Annotated in this window: 15 protein-coding genes and 1 tRNA gene; 2 read left to right on the top strand and 14 right to left on the bottom strand. The window is 63.3% G+C overall.

The features are described 5' to 3' along the window. Positions 1-24: 24 nt before the first annotated feature. The 6 genes from AC1DMA_RS09145 to AC1DMA_RS09120 all read right to left on the bottom strand — a co-directional run bounded on the left by AC1DMA_RS09145 (position 25) and on the right by AC1DMA_RS09120 (position 6655). Positions 25-1428 carry an amidase gene (locus AC1DMA_RS09145; RefSeq protein ID WP_478144002.1) on the bottom strand — a complete coding sequence of 468 codons (1404 nt, stop codon included), beginning with the start codon at positions 1426-1428 and terminating at the stop codon, positions 25-27. Next, a complete protein-coding gene (locus AC1DMA_RS09140; RefSeq protein ID WP_478144001.1) occupies positions 1425-2915 on the bottom strand; it encodes an ABC transporter substrate-binding protein in 1491 nt (496 codons plus the stop codon). The genes AC1DMA_RS09145 and AC1DMA_RS09140 overlap by 4 nt, the downstream gene beginning before the upstream one ends. 85 nt (positions 2916-3000) lie before the next feature. Next, positions 3001-3822 carry an ATP-binding cassette domain-containing protein gene (locus tag AC1DMA_RS09135; protein ID WP_478144000.1) on the bottom strand — a complete coding sequence of 274 codons (822 nt, stop codon included), beginning with the start codon at positions 3820-3822 and terminating at the stop codon, positions 3001-3003. Continuing rightward, on the bottom strand, positions 3819-4820 hold the full coding sequence (locus tag AC1DMA_RS09130; RefSeq protein WP_478143999.1) for an ABC transporter ATP-binding protein: 1002 nt from the start codon (positions 4818-4820) through the stop codon (positions 3819-3821). The genes AC1DMA_RS09135 and AC1DMA_RS09130 overlap by 4 nt, the downstream gene beginning before the upstream one ends. A 6-nt stretch (positions 4821-4826) precedes the next feature. Further along, positions 4827-5708, bottom strand: coding sequence for an ABC transporter permease (locus AC1DMA_RS09125; protein ID WP_478143998.1), 882 nt, complete (start codon positions 5706-5708; stop codon positions 4827-4829). Then, positions 5705-6655 carry an ABC transporter permease gene (locus AC1DMA_RS09120; RefSeq protein WP_478143997.1) on the bottom strand — a complete coding sequence of 317 codons (951 nt, stop codon included), beginning with the start codon at positions 6653-6655 and terminating at the stop codon, positions 5705-5707. Before AC1DMA_RS09120 ends, AC1DMA_RS09125 begins: the two co-directional genes overlap by 4 nt. 135 nt (positions 6656-6790) lie before the next feature. Here AC1DMA_RS09120 and AC1DMA_RS09115 point away from each other — a divergent pair, with 135 nt between their 5' ends. Continuing rightward, on the top strand, positions 6791-7093 hold the full coding sequence (locus AC1DMA_RS09115) for a YfhL family 4Fe-4S dicluster ferredoxin (protein WP_478124737.1): 303 nt from the start codon (positions 6791-6793) through the stop codon (positions 7091-7093). On the opposite strand, the gene AC1DMA_RS09110 is transcribed toward AC1DMA_RS09115, so the two are convergent. The 8 genes from AC1DMA_RS09110 to AC1DMA_RS09075 form a co-directional block, all read right to left on the bottom strand. Then, on the bottom strand, positions 7094-7570 hold the full coding sequence (locus tag AC1DMA_RS09110; RefSeq protein ID WP_478143996.1) for a hypothetical protein: 477 nt from the start codon (positions 7568-7570) through the stop codon (positions 7094-7096). Positions 7571-7599: 29 nt separating this feature from the next. Further along, a complete protein-coding gene (pth, locus tag AC1DMA_RS09105; protein WP_478143995.1) occupies positions 7600-8238 on the bottom strand; it encodes an aminoacyl-tRNA hydrolase in 639 nt (212 codons plus the stop codon). A gap of 90 nt (positions 8239-8328) precedes the next feature. Continuing rightward, positions 8329-8988 carry a 50S ribosomal protein L25/general stress protein Ctc gene (locus AC1DMA_RS09100; RefSeq protein ID WP_478143994.1) on the bottom strand — a complete coding sequence of 220 codons (660 nt, stop codon included), beginning with the start codon at positions 8986-8988 and terminating at the stop codon, positions 8329-8331. An 81-nt stretch (positions 8989-9069) separates the two neighbouring features. After that, the gene (locus AC1DMA_RS09095; RefSeq protein WP_478124733.1) at positions 9070-10044 is read right to left on the bottom strand and encodes a ribose-phosphate pyrophosphokinase; all 975 of its coding nucleotides are present in this window, start codon (positions 10042-10044) and stop codon (positions 9070-9072) included. A gap of 75 nt (positions 10045-10119) precedes the next feature. Next, positions 10120-10196, bottom strand: a tRNA-Gln gene (locus AC1DMA_RS09090). A gap of 104 nt (positions 10197-10300) precedes the next feature. Beyond that, positions 10301-11161, bottom strand: coding sequence for a 4-(cytidine 5'-diphospho)-2-C-methyl-D-erythritol kinase (gene ispE, locus AC1DMA_RS09085; RefSeq protein ID WP_478143993.1), 861 nt, complete (start codon positions 11159-11161; stop codon positions 10301-10303). Further along, on the bottom strand, positions 11158-11634 hold the full coding sequence (locus AC1DMA_RS09080; RefSeq protein ID WP_478143992.1) for a lipoprotein insertase outer membrane protein LolB: 477 nt from the start codon (positions 11632-11634) through the stop codon (positions 11158-11160). Before AC1DMA_RS09080 ends, ispE begins: the two co-directional genes overlap by 4 nt. Positions 11635-11648: 14 nt before the next feature. Next, positions 11649-13472 carry a tetratricopeptide repeat protein gene (locus AC1DMA_RS09075; protein ID WP_478143991.1) on the bottom strand — a complete coding sequence of 608 codons (1824 nt, stop codon included), beginning with the start codon at positions 13470-13472 and terminating at the stop codon, positions 11649-11651. A gap of 90 nt (positions 13473-13562) precedes the next feature. Between AC1DMA_RS09075 and mutM the strand changes: the two genes are divergently transcribed. Continuing rightward, a complete protein-coding gene (mutM, locus tag AC1DMA_RS09070; protein WP_478124729.1) occupies positions 13563-14378 on the top strand; it encodes a bifunctional DNA-formamidopyrimidine glycosylase/DNA-(apurinic or apyrimidinic site) lyase in 816 nt (271 codons plus the stop codon). The last annotated feature ends 54 nt before the right edge of the window (positions 14379-14432 follow it).

Raw genomic sequence — 14432 nt, 5'->3', positions numbered from 1 at the left:
GATCGAGATAACGATACCGCCGCTTCAGACCTGCGGCTGGGGCCAGGGCCTTTGAGGTTCGCGGATCAGTTCGAACGCCCGCGAGACCTTCAGAACACCCAGGTCGTCAAAACGATGTCCGGCGATCTGCAGGCCGATCGGCAAGCCGCTCGGGCTGTAGCCGCAGTTGATCGACGCGGCCGGCTGTTCGGACATGTTGTACGGGACCGTGAAGCCGATGTGTTCCAACGGTCGGAGCGGATCGTTGGTGGGCGACGGTGCTTCGGCCGGAGCGGGCATGTTCGGCGCAGTCGGCGAGATCACATAGTCGTATTTCGCGCAGGCCGCCACAGTGGCAAGCCGCGTCGCATGAAACTGGCTGAATCCACGAAACACGTGCTCGCCGCTGAAACCGGCTGCGCTCTCGGCCCAGGCGCGGATGTAAGGCAGCACCTTGGCGCGTTGTTCCGGCCTCAGCGCGTTCATGTCCACCAGCGAGCGCATGCGCCAGAAATGGTCCATGCCGTCGAGCATGGCCTGCGACATAAAGGGCTGCATGGTCTCGACGATGGCGCCCGCGCGCTCGAAGAGTCGGGCGGCGTGTTCGATGGCTTGCCGGATTTCCGGCTCCACGGCGAGTCCGCAGCCGGCATCCAGCAGGAGACCGATCCGGAGACCCCGAAGGTGGTCGACGTCGACCTCGAACGATGCCCAATCTATCTCCTGGGCGGGCAGGCTCATGCTGTCGCGGGCGTCCGGCTGCGCGAGCGTCTGCATCATCAGGGCGGCGTCCCCCACTGTGCGCGTCATCGGCCCCGCAGCCCTACCCATGTAGGGCGGGTCGATGGGGACGCGGCCCAGGCTGGGCTTGAGCGTGAAGATCCCGCACCAGCCGGCAGGCAGGCGCAGCGAGCCGCCGATGTCCGTGCCGATATGCAGTGGGCCATAGCCCGCCGCCGCTGCCGCGCCGGCGCCGGCGCTGGAACCGCCCGGCGTTTTCGAAAGATCCCACGGATTGCGCGCCAAGGTATGGAAGCTCGACAACCCGGAAGACAACATGCCGTAGTCCGGCATCGTGGTTTTGCTGAAGATCACCGCGCCGGCTTCCCTGAGCCGGGCAGCGGGCGGAGCATCCGACTGCGCAGGTTTCAGCTCGACAGCCGCGGTGCCAGCAGGGAGGGGATCGCCGCGCGTCGCGATGTTTTCCTTGATGGTCGTCGGCACGCCGTCCAGTGGACCCTGCGGCTCGCCGCGCCGCCAGCGAGCTTCGGACGCGCGCGCCTGTTCGAGGGCGGCATCGGGACGAAGCAGCCACGTGGCTTGCAAATGCGGCTCCCAGCGCGCCGCATGATCGAGAACGGCTTGCGTGACCTCGACCGGCGAGAGCTTTTTTTCGCGATAGGCGACGATGAGTTCGCGCGCGCTCAGTTCGTTCAAGGGAGTGTTCACGACCAGGACAACGCCGACAGATCGTTGACAAAGATGGGCATGTCCTTCCAGAGGCCCTTGACTCCCTTCTTGGCGACAGTGGGCCACTGCGGCTGGAAGAGGAAGGCGTTGGCCGCATCATTGGCAAGCATGCGCTGGGCGTCGCCCAGAAGCTTGTTGCGCTCGGCGGTGTTGCCCGTGGTCTTGATCTTGTCGTACAGCGCGTTGAAGTCCTTCGATTGGTAGCCCCAGTAGTAGTCGGCCTTGGCATAGTTGCCGAGGTCGAACGGCTCGACATGGGAAACGATGCTGAGGTCGTAGTCCTTATTGCCGTAGGTGCCGCTCAGCCATTGCGCCCACTCGACGTTCTGGATCTTCACGTTGATGCCGATCTTGGCCAATTGCGCCGCGACCACTTCGGAACCTTGGCGCGCATAGGGAGGTGGGGGCACCGTCATGGTGAGATCGAGCGGAGTCTTCACGCCTGCCTCGGCCAGGAGTTGCTTCGCCTTCTCGATGTTGAAAGGATTGACGCCGGTGGTGTCGACATAGCCCGCGGCGCCCGGCACATAGTGGCTGCCGATAGGTACGCCAAAGCCGTCGACGGCGCCCTCGATCACTGCCTTGCGGTCGATGGCCATCGATATGGCGCGGCGGACGCGGACATCGTCAAGCGGCTTGCGCTTGTTGTTGATCGAAACGATCGTCTTGGCCCGGGAGCCGCTCAAGATCACCTGGTACTGCGGGTTGGCCTTGAACTGCGGCACCACGCGCGTCGCGATGCGCGGGAAGGCATCGACGTCGCCTGCCAGCACCGCGGCCGCTTGCGCTGCGGGATCCGAGATGAAGCGGAACGTCACCTTGTTGATCTTCGCCGCGCCGGGGTTGCGGAAGCCGTCCCACTTGCTCAGCGTCAGCGAACTCCCTTTGTTCCAGCTATCGAGCTTGTAGGGTCCGGTGCCGATCGGCTTGGTAGCGTTCGTGTCGGCACTCTTGGGCTCGACGATGACGGCTGTGGCCTGGCCCAGGAGGAAGGGCAGGTCGGGGTCGATCTCGCTGTTGATGATGACGACCGTGTAGTCGTCGACCACTTGTGTCTTCAGGCTCGCGAAGGTGCGCTTGTCCTTGTTGGTGCTTTTTTCGCTTCCGGCGCGGTCGAAGGAAAACTTGACGGCCTGCGCATTGAAGGGCTCGCCGTTCTGAAACTTGACGCCGCGGCGTAGCTTGAAGGTGTAGGTGCGCAGGTCCGGCGAAACCTCCCAGCTCTCGGCCAGGAGCGGTGTGACGCTGCCGTCGGAGTTGATCTTGGTCAGCGTCTCGAGGATGTTGTATTGAACGATCTCCCCGATTGCCGAAGCCGCCCCGGCGGTCGGGTCCAGGCCCGGCGGCTCGAGCGCAATGCCAAGCACCATCGCATCCTTGCGGCCCTGGGCCAATGCCAACTGCGGCAGCGCGAGCGGCACGGTGGCGAGCGCGGCGGTGGTCATGAGGGTGCGGCGATTCAACATGGTCAGGGCTCCAGGGAAAGGCTTTGTGGAAAGGAAATAGAACGTTACATCATCGCGAGACGCAGCCTGCGGGGCAAGTATTTGCTCATGCCGCTGCTACCGGCTCTGCGCGCGGCACGGCCGCCAGCAAGCTCCGCGTGTAGGGATGCTCCGCGTGCGCAAAGAGATGCTGCGGCGAACCGCGCTCGACGATGAGGCCCCGATGAAGCACGCAGACCTGGTCGCACAGGTGGTTCACCACCGCCAGGTCGTGGCTGATGAGCAGATAGCTGATTCCATACTGTTGCTGCAAGTCTTGCATGAGATTGAGCACCTGCGCCTGCACCGACACGTCGAGCGCGCTCACGGGTTCGTCCGCGACGATCAGTTTGGGGCGCGTGATCAGCGCGCGCGCAATCGCGATCCGCTGCCGTTGGCCGCCGGAGAATTCGTGGGGGTACTTGTGCAGGTCATTGGCTCGCAGGCCGACCGCGGCCAGCGATTCGCCTGCGCGCTCCTGCTGTTCGGCGCGGCTTGTTTCGCCGAGCGCTTCGAGCGGCTCCGCCACGATGCGCGCGACAGTCTGGCGGGGATCGAGCGAACCATAGGGGTCCTGGAACACCATCTGCACGTCTCGCCGGGCTCTTCGCAGTTGATCGCTCGGCAGCGCGTGCAGATCGCGGTTGAGCAATTTGACGGTTCCTGAGCTCGGCCGATCGAGCGCCATCACCAGCCGGGCGATGGTCGATTTGCCGGAGCCGGATTCGCCGACGATGCCGAGGCTTTGGCCCTCAGAAATGCTGAAGCTGACGCCGTTGAGCGCCTTGACCATCGGCGGAGGCCCGAAAAGGCGTTCACGCGGCAGCGTGTAGTGCCGGACCAGGTCAGTCACTTCGAGGAGAACGCCTGGTTCAATGGGCTCCGTCATGCGATCAGTCCTTCCGTGGCCGTGGCCGCGGCCGCGACTGCGTCGAGCCGGATGCATCGCGCCAGATGGTCATGGGGAAGCCGCACCGGCTCCGGGCGCGTTGCCTGACAGGCATCGACCGTGTAGCTGCAGCGGCCGGCGAAAGGGCATCCTGCCGGCAAGTCGACGAGCTCAGGCACGCTTCCTTTGATGGTCGCGAGCTTGACCCCGCGCGGCGCCCCAAGTGCGGGCCGGGCCGCGAAGAGACCCTTGGTGTAGGGGTGCGCTCTTTCTGCGAAGACCGCTGCCGTGGGGCCGCTTTCGACCACGCTGCCGCCATACATCACCAGCATCTTCGACACGCTTTGAGCAATGACGCCCAGATCATGCGAGATCAGGATGAGCGCCATGCCGCGCTCGGCGACGAGACCTCGGATCAAATCGAGAATCTGCTTCTGGATGGTGACGTCGAGCGCGGTTGTCGGCTCGTCGGCGATCAGCAGGTCGGGTCCGCACGCCAATGCCATGGCGATGCCGATGCGCTGCCGCTGGCCTCCTGAAAACTGATGCGGATAGGCATCCAGCCGCGATGAGGCATCAGGAATGCCGACGCGCTCGAGCAGCGCAAGGGCTTCCTTGCGGGCATCGGCAGCGGAGAGGCCGCGGTGCAGGCGCAAGGGTTCGCCGACCTGGCGCGCAATGGTGTGGACCGGATTCAGCGCGGTCATCGGTTCCTGAAAAATCATGCCGATGCGGTCGCCACGAAGCTTGCACATCTCGCGCTCCGGCAGCCCGACGAGTTCGGTGCCCTCGAATCGGATGCTGCCCGAGACTTTGGCGGTCGACGGGAGCAGCCCCATCAGCGATTGCACGGTGATGGATTTGCCGCAGCCTGATTCGCCGACGATGCCGAGGGTTTCGCCGCGCTCCAGCGTGAAGCTCACGCCGCGCACCGCTTCGGCCGGGCCGCGCTGGGTCTGCAGTTCAACGTGAAGATTGTCGACTTCGAGGAGAGGCATAGGCGGTCAGCGCGCGCGGGCGAGGCGGGGGTCGAGCAGGTCGCGCAATCCATCGCCGAGAAGGTTCAAGCCGAGCACGGCCAGCGCAATCGCCACGCCCGGAAAAACAGCGAGCAGTGGCGCCTGGAACATCATCGTCTGCGCTTCGCTCAACATGCGCCCCCACGAAGGCTGCGGCGGCTGCGTGCCGAGTCCGAGGTACGACAGCGCGGCCTCGGCCAGGATGGCAATCGCGAAGCGGATCGTGATCTGCACGATCAGCACCGCCGAGATATTGGGCAGTACATGCTGCATCGTGATCGCGAACGGGCCCTTGCCGCAGGCGCGCGCTGCGGCGACGTATTCGCGCGACCAGATCGCATTGGCCGACGCGCGCGTGATGCGGGCAAAAGTAGGAATGTTGTAGATGCCGATCGCAATGATGGCGTTCACGATGCCGGCGCCGAAGACCGCCGTCATCATGATGGCCGACAGGATCGCCGGAAAAGCCATCGTGAAGTCGCTGAACCGCATGATCGCTTCCTCGACCCACCCGCGCCGTGCCGCCGCAAGCAGGCCCAGCGCGGTTCCCACGGTGAGGCCGATGCCTACCGCGATCACGCCAACCAGAATCGATGCACGGGCGCCGACCAGCAACAGCGACGCCACGTCACGCCCGAAGGTATCGGTTCCCAGCCAATGCGCTGCGCTTGGCCGCTGGAGCTTGCTGGCAAGGTCCATCTCATAGGGCGACCATGGGGTCCACACCAGGGAGACGGCAGCGGCCAACAGCAGAAGCAGCGTGAGGACAGCCCCGACGGCAAAGCTCGGGTGGTGCAGCGCACGGCGCCAGAAGCCCGGCACCTTGAAAGCAGCCGCGCTGGGTGTCGTTGCGGGAATGGCGCTCATATGTCGCTCGCCTTGATGCGGGGGTCGATGACGGCATACAGAACGTCGACGACGAAATTGACGATGACGACCATCGCAGCCAGCAACATCACGCAGTTGCGCACCACGATCAGGTCGCGGTTGCTGATCGCCTGGAAGATAAGGCGGCCGAGCCCCGGCAGGTAGAAGACGTTTTCGACCACGATCGTGCCCGCGAGCAGCTCGGAAAACTGCATGCCCATCACTGTGACGACCGGGATCAACGCATTGCGCAGTACGTGCCGCCAGAGCACGGCCCGCTGCGAAACGCCCTTGGCTCGCGCGGTGCGCACGAAATCTTCACGCATGACTTCGAGAACCGCCGAACGCGTGATGCGGGCGAGGATCGCGGCTTGCACGACGGCGAGCGACAACGCCGGGAGCAGCAGCGCCTTCAGGCCCGCGAAGATGCCTTCGCCCCAGCCTTCGAAGCCACCGGCCGAGAACCACTGGAGTTGAACCGAAAAGACGAGGATCAGCAGGATCGCGAACCAGAAGTTGGGTATGGCGACGCCGATTTGCGTGAGCCCCATCAACCCGACATCGCCGAGCTTGTTGTGGCGCGCCGCGGCGGTCAGGCCGACGACCAATGCCAGCGCCGTCGTGAAAGCCATTGCAAGCAGGGCCAGCGGCACGGTGAGTGCAAGACGTTCGAGGATCAGGTCCAGAACTGGCGAACTGTAGGTGTAGCTGTCGCCAAGTTGGCCGGTCAGGAGCCCGCCGATCCAGTGCCAGTAGCGGCTCCACGCCGGCTGGTCGAGCCCAAGCTTGGTGGCGAGCGCCGCCACGGCGTCGGGTGCGGCGTCCGGTCCCATGAGCATCTGCGCGGCATTGCCCGGCAAGATCTCCAGCACGAGAAAGACGATGATGGAAGCGCCGATCAGGGTGGCAATCAGCGTGATGAAGCGCTTGAAAAGAAACAGACTCATAGGGCGGGCCGCAGCATAACCCGAGTCTTGCAACGAGCGTGCCGGGGCTGCAGGCTTTCGGCCCGTCGGCGCGCCCCTGGTGGGGGCATCGGCGCCATTTTGGCGGCCCGTTTCGCGGCGATCGATAATCCGCACATGGCCCTCATGATCACCGACGAATGCATCAACTGCGATGTGTGCGAGCCTGAGTGCCCGAACGACGCGATCTACATGGGCACCGAGATCTACGAGATTGATCCGCACAAGTGCACTGAATGCGTGGGGCACTTCGATGAGCCTCAATGCGTGCAGATATGCCCGGTCGCCTGCATTCCGACCAACCCCGAGCATGCCGAGTCACGCGAGACTCTCTGGCAGAAGTTTGAGCGCCTCACGGCCGACAAGGCGGCCGCTCAGGGCGGCGGGACCGAGAGCGGCCCACCCGTGGCTGCTTCCTAGCTATTCGCTGGGCTTCCTGGCGCCGGACTTCTTCGACTTCTTTGGCGGCGCTGCTTCTGCGGCTCTGGCAGCCTGTGCGCTCACGTAGACGGTGTCCTTTCCTTTCTTCGGCTTCTTGGATGCATCCTTGTCCGGCCGGGTCTGTGTCTTCCGCGCCTCCTTGGGCTTGTCTCCGATCAGGATGGGCCGCTGTTGCGCGTGCTTGGCCTCAAGGCGAAGGCGGTCGCTCTTCATCCGGTCGGCGGCAATCTGCGCATCGCGTGTCGATTGATTAGCGACGCGCTTTTGCTCTGAATTTCTCGTGTCGTCCAGGTCGAGCTCCTTGCCGCCGGCGCAAGGTTGGTCGGTATAGGTGTTGCCGCAGCGCCAGGCACCGCCGGCACCAATGCTTTCCGCGGCCAGAGCGCCCCAGTGGAAGCACGCTCCCGCCAGCAGCAATGCGCTGCGAGCGGCGATCTTTGGACGTGACAGTTTCATTTTTATTTCTCCCTTTCGCTTTCTCTCCGCTAACCCGCGGCGGGTTCGCCTCCGCCCCCGTCCCCCGGCTCGCGCCTCGGCGGTTTAGGGCGCGGCGGCTTGCTCGTGTGAATGAGCAATGTCGCCTTGTCCATCTCGCCCGCAGCCAGCGCCGGGAAGGCATGCAGCGTGCGGACGATGGCGTCTTCGATGGCTTCGCGCTGTTCCTTCAGCGGCTTTTTCAGAACCCAATTGACGACTTCCGATTTGACTCCCGGATGACCAATGCCCAAGCGCAGGCGCCAATAGTCGGCGGTGCCGAGTTGCGCGTGAATATCTCTCAGGCCGTTGTGCCCGGCATGGCTGCCTCCAAGCTTGAGCTTGGCCTGGCCTGGCACCACGTCGAGTTCGTCGTGCGCCACCAGGATCTCGCTTGGTTCGATCTTGAAGAAGCGAGCCAATGCCGCGACTGACTTGCCGGAGACGTTCATGAAAGTCTGGGGCTCGAGCAGCCAGATCGGCCGCCCACTCACTTGCGTGCGAGCAACGAGCCCGTGATAGGACCGTTCCGGCGACAGCGTGACTTTCAGATCGCGCGCAAGCGCATCGATCCACCAGAACCCGGCGTTATGCCGAGTGGCTTCGTACTCAGGGCCAGGATTGCCGAGGCCAACGAATAGCTTGATCATGCGTGGATTATCTTGTTCGGGTCCGGTGCAGCCTCAAAAAGAAATGGCCCGCACAGGGCGGGCCATTGGACGCAACAGCGAAGGGGCGAATTACTTCTTCTTCGCGGGTGCCTTGGCGTCGGCCTTGGCAGCTGCCGGAGCACCTTCGGCGCCAGCAGCGCCTTCTGCGCCAGCGGCAGGCTCTTCGGCGACCAGCGGCGACACGGCGGACACCACCACCGGATTGCCCTTGCCATGGCTCACGTACTTCAGGCCCTTCGGCAGCTTGAGGTCGTTGACATGGATCGTGGCATTCTTGGTCAGACTCGAAAGGTCGACTTCGATGAACTCGGGCAGATCTGCGGGCAAGCAGCTGACTTCGAGTTCGGTCATCACGTGATTCACGAGATTGTGGTCGAGCTTGACGGCGGTGGACTCTTCTTCACCCTTGAAGTGCAGCGGCACCTTGACGGTCATCCGGGTACGCGCGTCGACACGTTGGAAGTCGACGTGTTGCACGAGCGGACGGAACGGGTGGTACTGCACGTCACGCAGCAGCACTTTGCTGGCGTTGCCACCGAGGTCCATTTCGAGGATGGACGAGTGGAAGGCTTCCTTCTTGAGGGCGTGCCACAGCGCGTTGTGATCGAGTTCGATCAGCTGGGGCTGGCCTTCACCACCATAGACGATACCGGGCGTCTTGCCCGAAATGCGGAGACGGCGGCTCGCACCCGTGCCCTGCTTTGCGCGCTCATAAGCGACGAATTTCATAACTCACTCCTGTGGAAGTCGACCGCGACCAGTGCGACTCCGGTTTAAAAAGGGCTTCCGAAAGGAAGCCCGGCTTTTTGCTCAGAACAGGTTTTCCTGATCCGAGAACAAACTCATGACCGACTCGCCCTTGGCGATGCGCTGGATCGTTTCCGCAATGAGCGGCGCGACCGAGAGCTGGCGAATCTTTCCGCAACCCATTGCAACATCGGAGAGGGGAATCGTGTTGGTCACAACCACCTCGTCGAGGGCGGATCCTTGGGTAATTCGCTCGATCGCGGGACCCGAAAAGATCGGGTGGGTGCAATAGGCATAGACCTTCTTCGCGCCACGCTCTTTCAGCACCTCCGCCGCTTTGACCAACGTGCCAGCGGTGTCGATCATGTCGTCCATGATGACGCAGTTGCGGCCGTCGATTTCGCCGATCACGTGCATCACTTCGCTCACGTTGGCGCGCGGACGGCGTTTGTCGATGATGGCGAGATCGCAATTCAGTTGCTTGGCCAGCGCGCGGGCGCGCACCACGCCGCCAACGTCCGGCGAAACCACGATCAGGTCTTCGTAGTTCTTTTGACGCAGATCGCCAAGCAGCACTGGCGATGCGTAAATGTTGTCCACGGGAATATCGAAGAAACCCTGGATCTGATCGGCGTGCAGGTCCATGGTGAGCACGCGGGCAACGCCAACGGTTTCCAGAAGATTGGCAACGACCTTGGCCGAGATGGGCACGCGGCTGGAGCGCGGGCGACGGTCTTGCCGCGCGTATCCAAAGTAGGGGATCACCGCACTGATGCGCTCGGCCGACGCGCGCTTGAGTGCGTCGACCATGATGAGAAGCTCCATCAGGTTTTCGTTGGTCGGAGCACAAGTCGACTGGACCACAAAAACATCGCGCGCTCGCACGTTCTGGTTGATCTCGACAGTGACTTCGCCGTCAGAGAAACGACCGACACGAGCTGCGCCCAGCGAGGTGCCTAGGTGGTGCGAAATTTCCGCGGCAAGCCCTGGATTGGCGTTGCCGGTGAAAACCATGAAATCAGGGTTGTGAGCCTGCATGAGCGTCCCGGCTAAGTGCATCCGGCAATGCGAAATGGCTCTTTAAGGAGCCGCCAAAAATCTCGTGAAAGGATTTGGCAGGGGAGAAAGGATTCGAACCTTTGCATGCTGGAATCAAAATCCAGTGCCTTAACCAGCTTGGCGACTCCCCTACACGGGTCAATGGCAAATGCCATCAACCGATATGTCGCACCAGGCCGCGCGCGGCCTGACTACCAACATCAGACCGCATATAGCGCCCTGATGTTTAAACCATTTAGACCGCCCACCCCACCAGTGGGTGAACAGCCAAGTTGTTGCACTTTCGAACCTGCCAGCCCTCCGGGGCCGTTGCGAGTTCGGCTTCATGCAACATTGCCGCAAATACCGAGCTTCCCGAACCGGTCATACGGCCTTCCAAACCTTGGTGACCGAGCCAATCGATGGCATCGGTGACCGCGGCGCAAAGCCGTTGTGCGACCGGCTGCAGGTCGTTATGACCAAAGTCAAAGCGAAAACTATCTGCTCTCTGTTCGCTATGTGCAGCAAAGCCCGAGAGTATAGCAGCGGGAGTTGCGCGTTGGAGATCAGGTGCCGCAAAAATTAAGCGAGTGTCCAGGCCATCAGCTGGCTTCACGACGGCGAAGCGACCGGATGGCAAGTTGATCGGCGTGATTGATTCGCCGATCCCCTCGACCCAGGCGTTTCGCCCGCGAAGAAAAAACGGCACGTCGGCGCCAAGCGTAAGGCCGATCTGTTCCAGTCGAGCCAGCGGCAGATTCAAGCCCCAAAGACGATTCAATGCCATGAGGCACGTGGCCGCGTCCGAAGAGCCGCCCCCCATTCCCGCCTGCGCGGGCACGTACTTGGCGATTGCGATGTGAGCGCCGTAGTTCGTCTGCGTGAAGTCCTGCAAGGCTCGTGCGGCTCGAACGACGAGGTCCTCGGCAGGAAGCTTCGTCGTCAGGTCTTCCCGGCTGATCGCACCGTCGCTTCGGCGCTCGACATGCAGCGTATCTGACCAGTCGATGAGCATAAAAACCGACTGCAATAGGTGGTATCCGTCTGCCCTTCGCCCCGTAATGTGCAGGAAGAGGTTGAGCTTCGCGGGCGCGGGCAGATCGTAGATTGCCTTCATGCGCGTTCGAAGACGATGCGCAGGTCGGCCCGCGGTTCTGGCGATTCGCGGGTGGCCTGCAAGCGGCCTATGCCGACGCGTGAAAGATCCGGACGCCAGCCGGGAACGCGTTCGTTCCGGCCCGCGAGCCAGGCGAACAGGGCGCCCACGGGGATGGCCGCGCCCGTCGCTGCCTCGATCAACGCGTCCACGGAATCGAAACGCTGTGTCTTGGCGCCGTTTTTGAGCAAGGCCTCTCTGGGCGACCAGTGAAGCTGCGCCAGAGTGCTGCCGATGGGGCTGGTCAGCGTCAGTTCGCCGGCCTGGGGCATGCCCCGCAATTCGAAGAGCGCGGAGAAGGTCTGCACAGGCTGGCTGTCGACGCGCAGCGACAACCTTCCGCTCCACGCTTCGGCACGGGCGTCGAGCGCGTCGTTGCGGCGCGGGCTTGCGCAGCCCGAGATGATCAACGCGCCAGCGCAGGCGGTTGACAAGAGTGAACGCCGATTCAAAGTCCTACGCGCAGGCGTTTGAGCGTTTCCTGCAGCGTCTCGTTGTCAGCATCGGCCAGCGAGGCCTCTTTCCAGATGGAAACCGCACGGTCACGCTGCCCCGCCGCCCACAGCACCTCGCCCAGATGCGCCCCGATTTCGGGGTCGGGCCGGCGCTTGTAGGCGTCTTCCAGGATTCGTGTGGCTTCGCCCGTGTTGCCAAGCCGGAATTCGACCCAACCGAGGCTGTCTGCAATGAAAGGATCGTCAGGCGCAAGCTGGACGGCTTTCTGGATGAGTGTCCGAGCTTCTTCAAGGCGGACCTTCCGATCCGCGAACGAGTAGCCCAGCGCGTTGTAGGCGTTCTGGTTGTCGGGCTTCAGTTCGATCAAGCGACGCAGGAGGCGCTCCATCTCGTCCATACGATTCAGCTTTTCTGCAACCATCGCCTGGTCGTAGATGAGGTCGGTGTCCGAGGGCGCCGCTGCGCTGGCCTGCGCGAGCATGTCCAGTGCAGCTTGGTATTGCTTGGCATCGCGCAGCAGCTGGACTTCGGCCAGGAACTTTTGCTTCTTCTCCTCGGGCGTGCGCTCGGGCAGGCTGCGGATCAGTTCGCGGGCCTGGGGCAACTTGCCTTGCCGGGCCAGCAATGACGCGCGGCGCACTTGTGCTGCCGCCAGGTCTTCGGAGTTGTCGATGCGCGCAAGCCAACTGTCAGCGCCCGCAAAGTCCTTGCGGCGCTCGGCGAGTTGCGACATGAGGAGATAGGCTTGCGTCAGTCCCCGGTCGCGTGCCTCGTCGTCTCCCTGTGTACCAACGAGCGAGATGTAGCGCTTCAGCGACGCCTCGGCCGCCGCATCCTGGCGCGCCTGCGCCTGAAGGCTGCCGAGGAGAAGCCAAGGCTCGGGCAATTCGGGGCGTGCCACGGTGAGGGCGGCGAGTTCCGCGGTTGCGTCGGAATAGCGCCGTCCTTCGACCAGTACACGGGCATAGGCGATGCGCATTTCTGGCTGCGCCTTGGGATTTGCGAGGTAGCGCTGAACGATCGGCTCCGCAAGCGGTTGGGAGGGATCGATCAAGTCCAGCGCAAGCAGTGCCGGACCTTCCGAAGCCGGATCCATTTCCTGGCCCTTGATGGCCGCATCGAGCGCTCCTGCGGTGTCGCCCGCGGCAAGACGCAGGCGCCCGACAGCCGCCCATGCGGCCCCACCCGTGGCGGGGCTCTTGAGGTCGTCTGCGAGGGCTTGCTCGACGACCGATGCGGCGAGTTTCTTGTCCGTGGCTCTCGCGTAGTTGCGCGCGATCACGGCCATCAGCAAAGGGCGCTCGATCTGCGGGGTTGCGGCCACTTCGGCTCGCAGCGGCTCGACCGTCTCGCCGATCCGGTTGAGCGCGATCAGGATCTGTAGTTCAAGGCGCCTCGGATCGCGCGACTCGGGGATTGCTTCTTTCCAGGCGCGCGTCGCTGCAAGCGCCGCGTCCCAAGAGCGCGCCTGAGCGGCGATTTCGACGGCACGTTGGAAGAGCTTGCCGTCGCGAGCCTGCTTGGCAGCATTGAGTATCTGGGCATAGCCACCGCCGGGATCTCCCGACCGCAAGTCAAGTTCGCCGACCAGTACCTCGTAGAAAAGCTCGGCCGTCATGGCAGAGGACAGCGGCTCCGACTTGTCGGCACTGGCCGCGGCGGCGGCTGTTTGCGGCGTCTTCGCAGGCTCGATCAAGGGTGTGAGGTCGCTTGGGAGTGGAGGCTTTTGCGGTTCTGTCTGGGCCTGGGCCGCAAGCGTGGTCAGAGCAAAGAGCGCAGCCGCCGCAAGGCGGGATCGACGAAGCGGAAAGGTCATCGGACCATAATAATCCAGGCTCCCGAGCGATGGCGGACGGGGGTTTCGATATCTGCCGATGTCGTCGCGGATCGTCCCACGCTTGCTCCCATGCCCGAACTACCTGAAGTTGAAGTCACTCGCCGCGGTTTTGCGGATCGCATTATTGGAGCCCGCATCGACGCTGTGCGCGTAGGCAAGCCGTTGCGCTGGGAGCTCGGCATCGATCCCGCCTTTCTGGTCGGGCGAACGGTAAAGGCCGTGCGCAGACGCGGGAAATACCTGCTTGTCGATCTTGACTCAGGCCTTCTTCTCATGCACCTCGGAATGTCCGGCAGCCTGCGTTTCGATGCCTCTCTGCCGCCTTCGGGCGCACATGACCACTTCGACCTCGCGACGAATCAAGGGGTCCTGCGCCTCAACGACCCGCGCCGCTTCGGTGCGGTGGTGTACGTTGACCACGAGGCTTCGCCGCTCGCGCGCAAATTGCTGGGCGGACTGGGGATGGAGCCGCTCGGTGAAGCCTTCGACTTCGATGCATTTCTGGCCGGAATGCGCCGTCGAAAGGCGCCAGTAAAGCAGGTGCTGTTGGCGGGCGAAGTGGTGGTCGGCGTCGGAAACATCTATGCCTCCGAAGCGCTGTTTGCCGCCGGAATACGCCCGACGCTTGCTGCGTCGCGGATCAGTCGGCCCCGCGCATTGCGCCTGCATGCAGCGATCCGCGAGATTCTGGCGCGAGCCGTCGAGCGCGGGGGAAGCACCCTGCGTGACTTTTCGAACACGGACGGGCAGAGTGGCTACTTTCAGTTGGAAGCTAACGTCTACGGGCGGGCGGGTGAACCTTGTCGGGTCTGTGCATCACCAATCCGTCAGGTGCGGCAGGGGCAGCGGTCCACGTATTTCTGCCCGAACTGCCAAAAGTACTGAAGCAGCACAGGCGATTGGCCTTCAAAAGCCCAGCCGATGCTATATTTTGTAAAT

The sequence above is a fragment of the Variovorax sp. 05N34 genome (assembly GCF_056397405.1).
The sequence above is the reverse complement of the archived record's forward strand: the minus strand, read 5'-3'. Positions and strand labels throughout refer to the sequence as shown.

What these genes read in the sequence shown, in the direction of transcription:
- AC1DMA_RS09075 (WP_478143991.1), bottom strand. Translation starts at nt 13,472, where the DNA reads ATGACCTTTCCGCTTCGTCGATCCCGCCTTGCGGCGGCTGCGCTCTTT.
- AC1DMA_RS09135 (WP_478144000.1), bottom strand. Translation starts at nt 3,822, where the DNA reads ATGACGGAGCCCATTGAACCAGGCGTTCTCCTCGAAGTGACTGACCTG.
- ispE (WP_478143993.1), bottom strand. Translation starts at nt 11,161, where the DNA reads ATGAAGGCAATCTACGATCTGCCCGCGCCCGCGAAGCTCAACCTCTTC.
- AC1DMA_RS09100 (WP_478143994.1), bottom strand. Translation starts at nt 8,988, where the DNA reads ATGAAATTCGTCGCTTATGAGCGCGCAAAGCAGGGCACGGGTGCGAGC.
- AC1DMA_RS09095 (WP_478124733.1), bottom strand. Translation starts at nt 10,044, where the DNA reads ATGCAGGCTCACAACCCTGATTTCATGGTTTTCACCGGCAACGCCAAT.
- AC1DMA_RS09125 (WP_478143998.1), bottom strand. Translation starts at nt 5,708, where the DNA reads ATGAGCGCCATTCCCGCAACGACACCCAGCGCGGCTGCTTTCAAGGTG.
- AC1DMA_RS09120 (WP_478143997.1), bottom strand. Translation starts at nt 6,655, where the DNA reads ATGAGTCTGTTTCTTTTCAAGCGCTTCATCACGCTGATTGCCACCCTG.
- AC1DMA_RS09130 (WP_478143999.1), bottom strand. Translation starts at nt 4,820, where the DNA reads ATGCCTCTCCTCGAAGTCGACAATCTTCACGTTGAACTGCAGACCCAG.
- AC1DMA_RS09140 (WP_478144001.1), bottom strand. Translation starts at nt 2,915, where the DNA reads ATGTTGAATCGCCGCACCCTCATGACCACCGCCGCGCTCGCCACCGTG.
- pth (WP_478143995.1), bottom strand. Translation starts at nt 8,238, where the DNA reads ATGATCAAGCTATTCGTTGGCCTCGGCAATCCTGGCCCTGAGTACGAA.
- AC1DMA_RS09115 (WP_478124737.1), top strand. Translation starts at nt 6,791, where the DNA reads ATGGCCCTCATGATCACCGACGAATGCATCAACTGCGATGTGTGCGAG.
- mutM (WP_478124729.1), top strand. Translation starts at nt 13,563, where the DNA reads ATGCCCGAACTACCTGAAGTTGAAGTCACTCGCCGCGGTTTTGCGGAT.
- AC1DMA_RS09110 (WP_478143996.1), bottom strand. Translation starts at nt 7,570, where the DNA reads ATGAAACTGTCACGTCCAAAGATCGCCGCTCGCAGCGCATTGCTGCTG.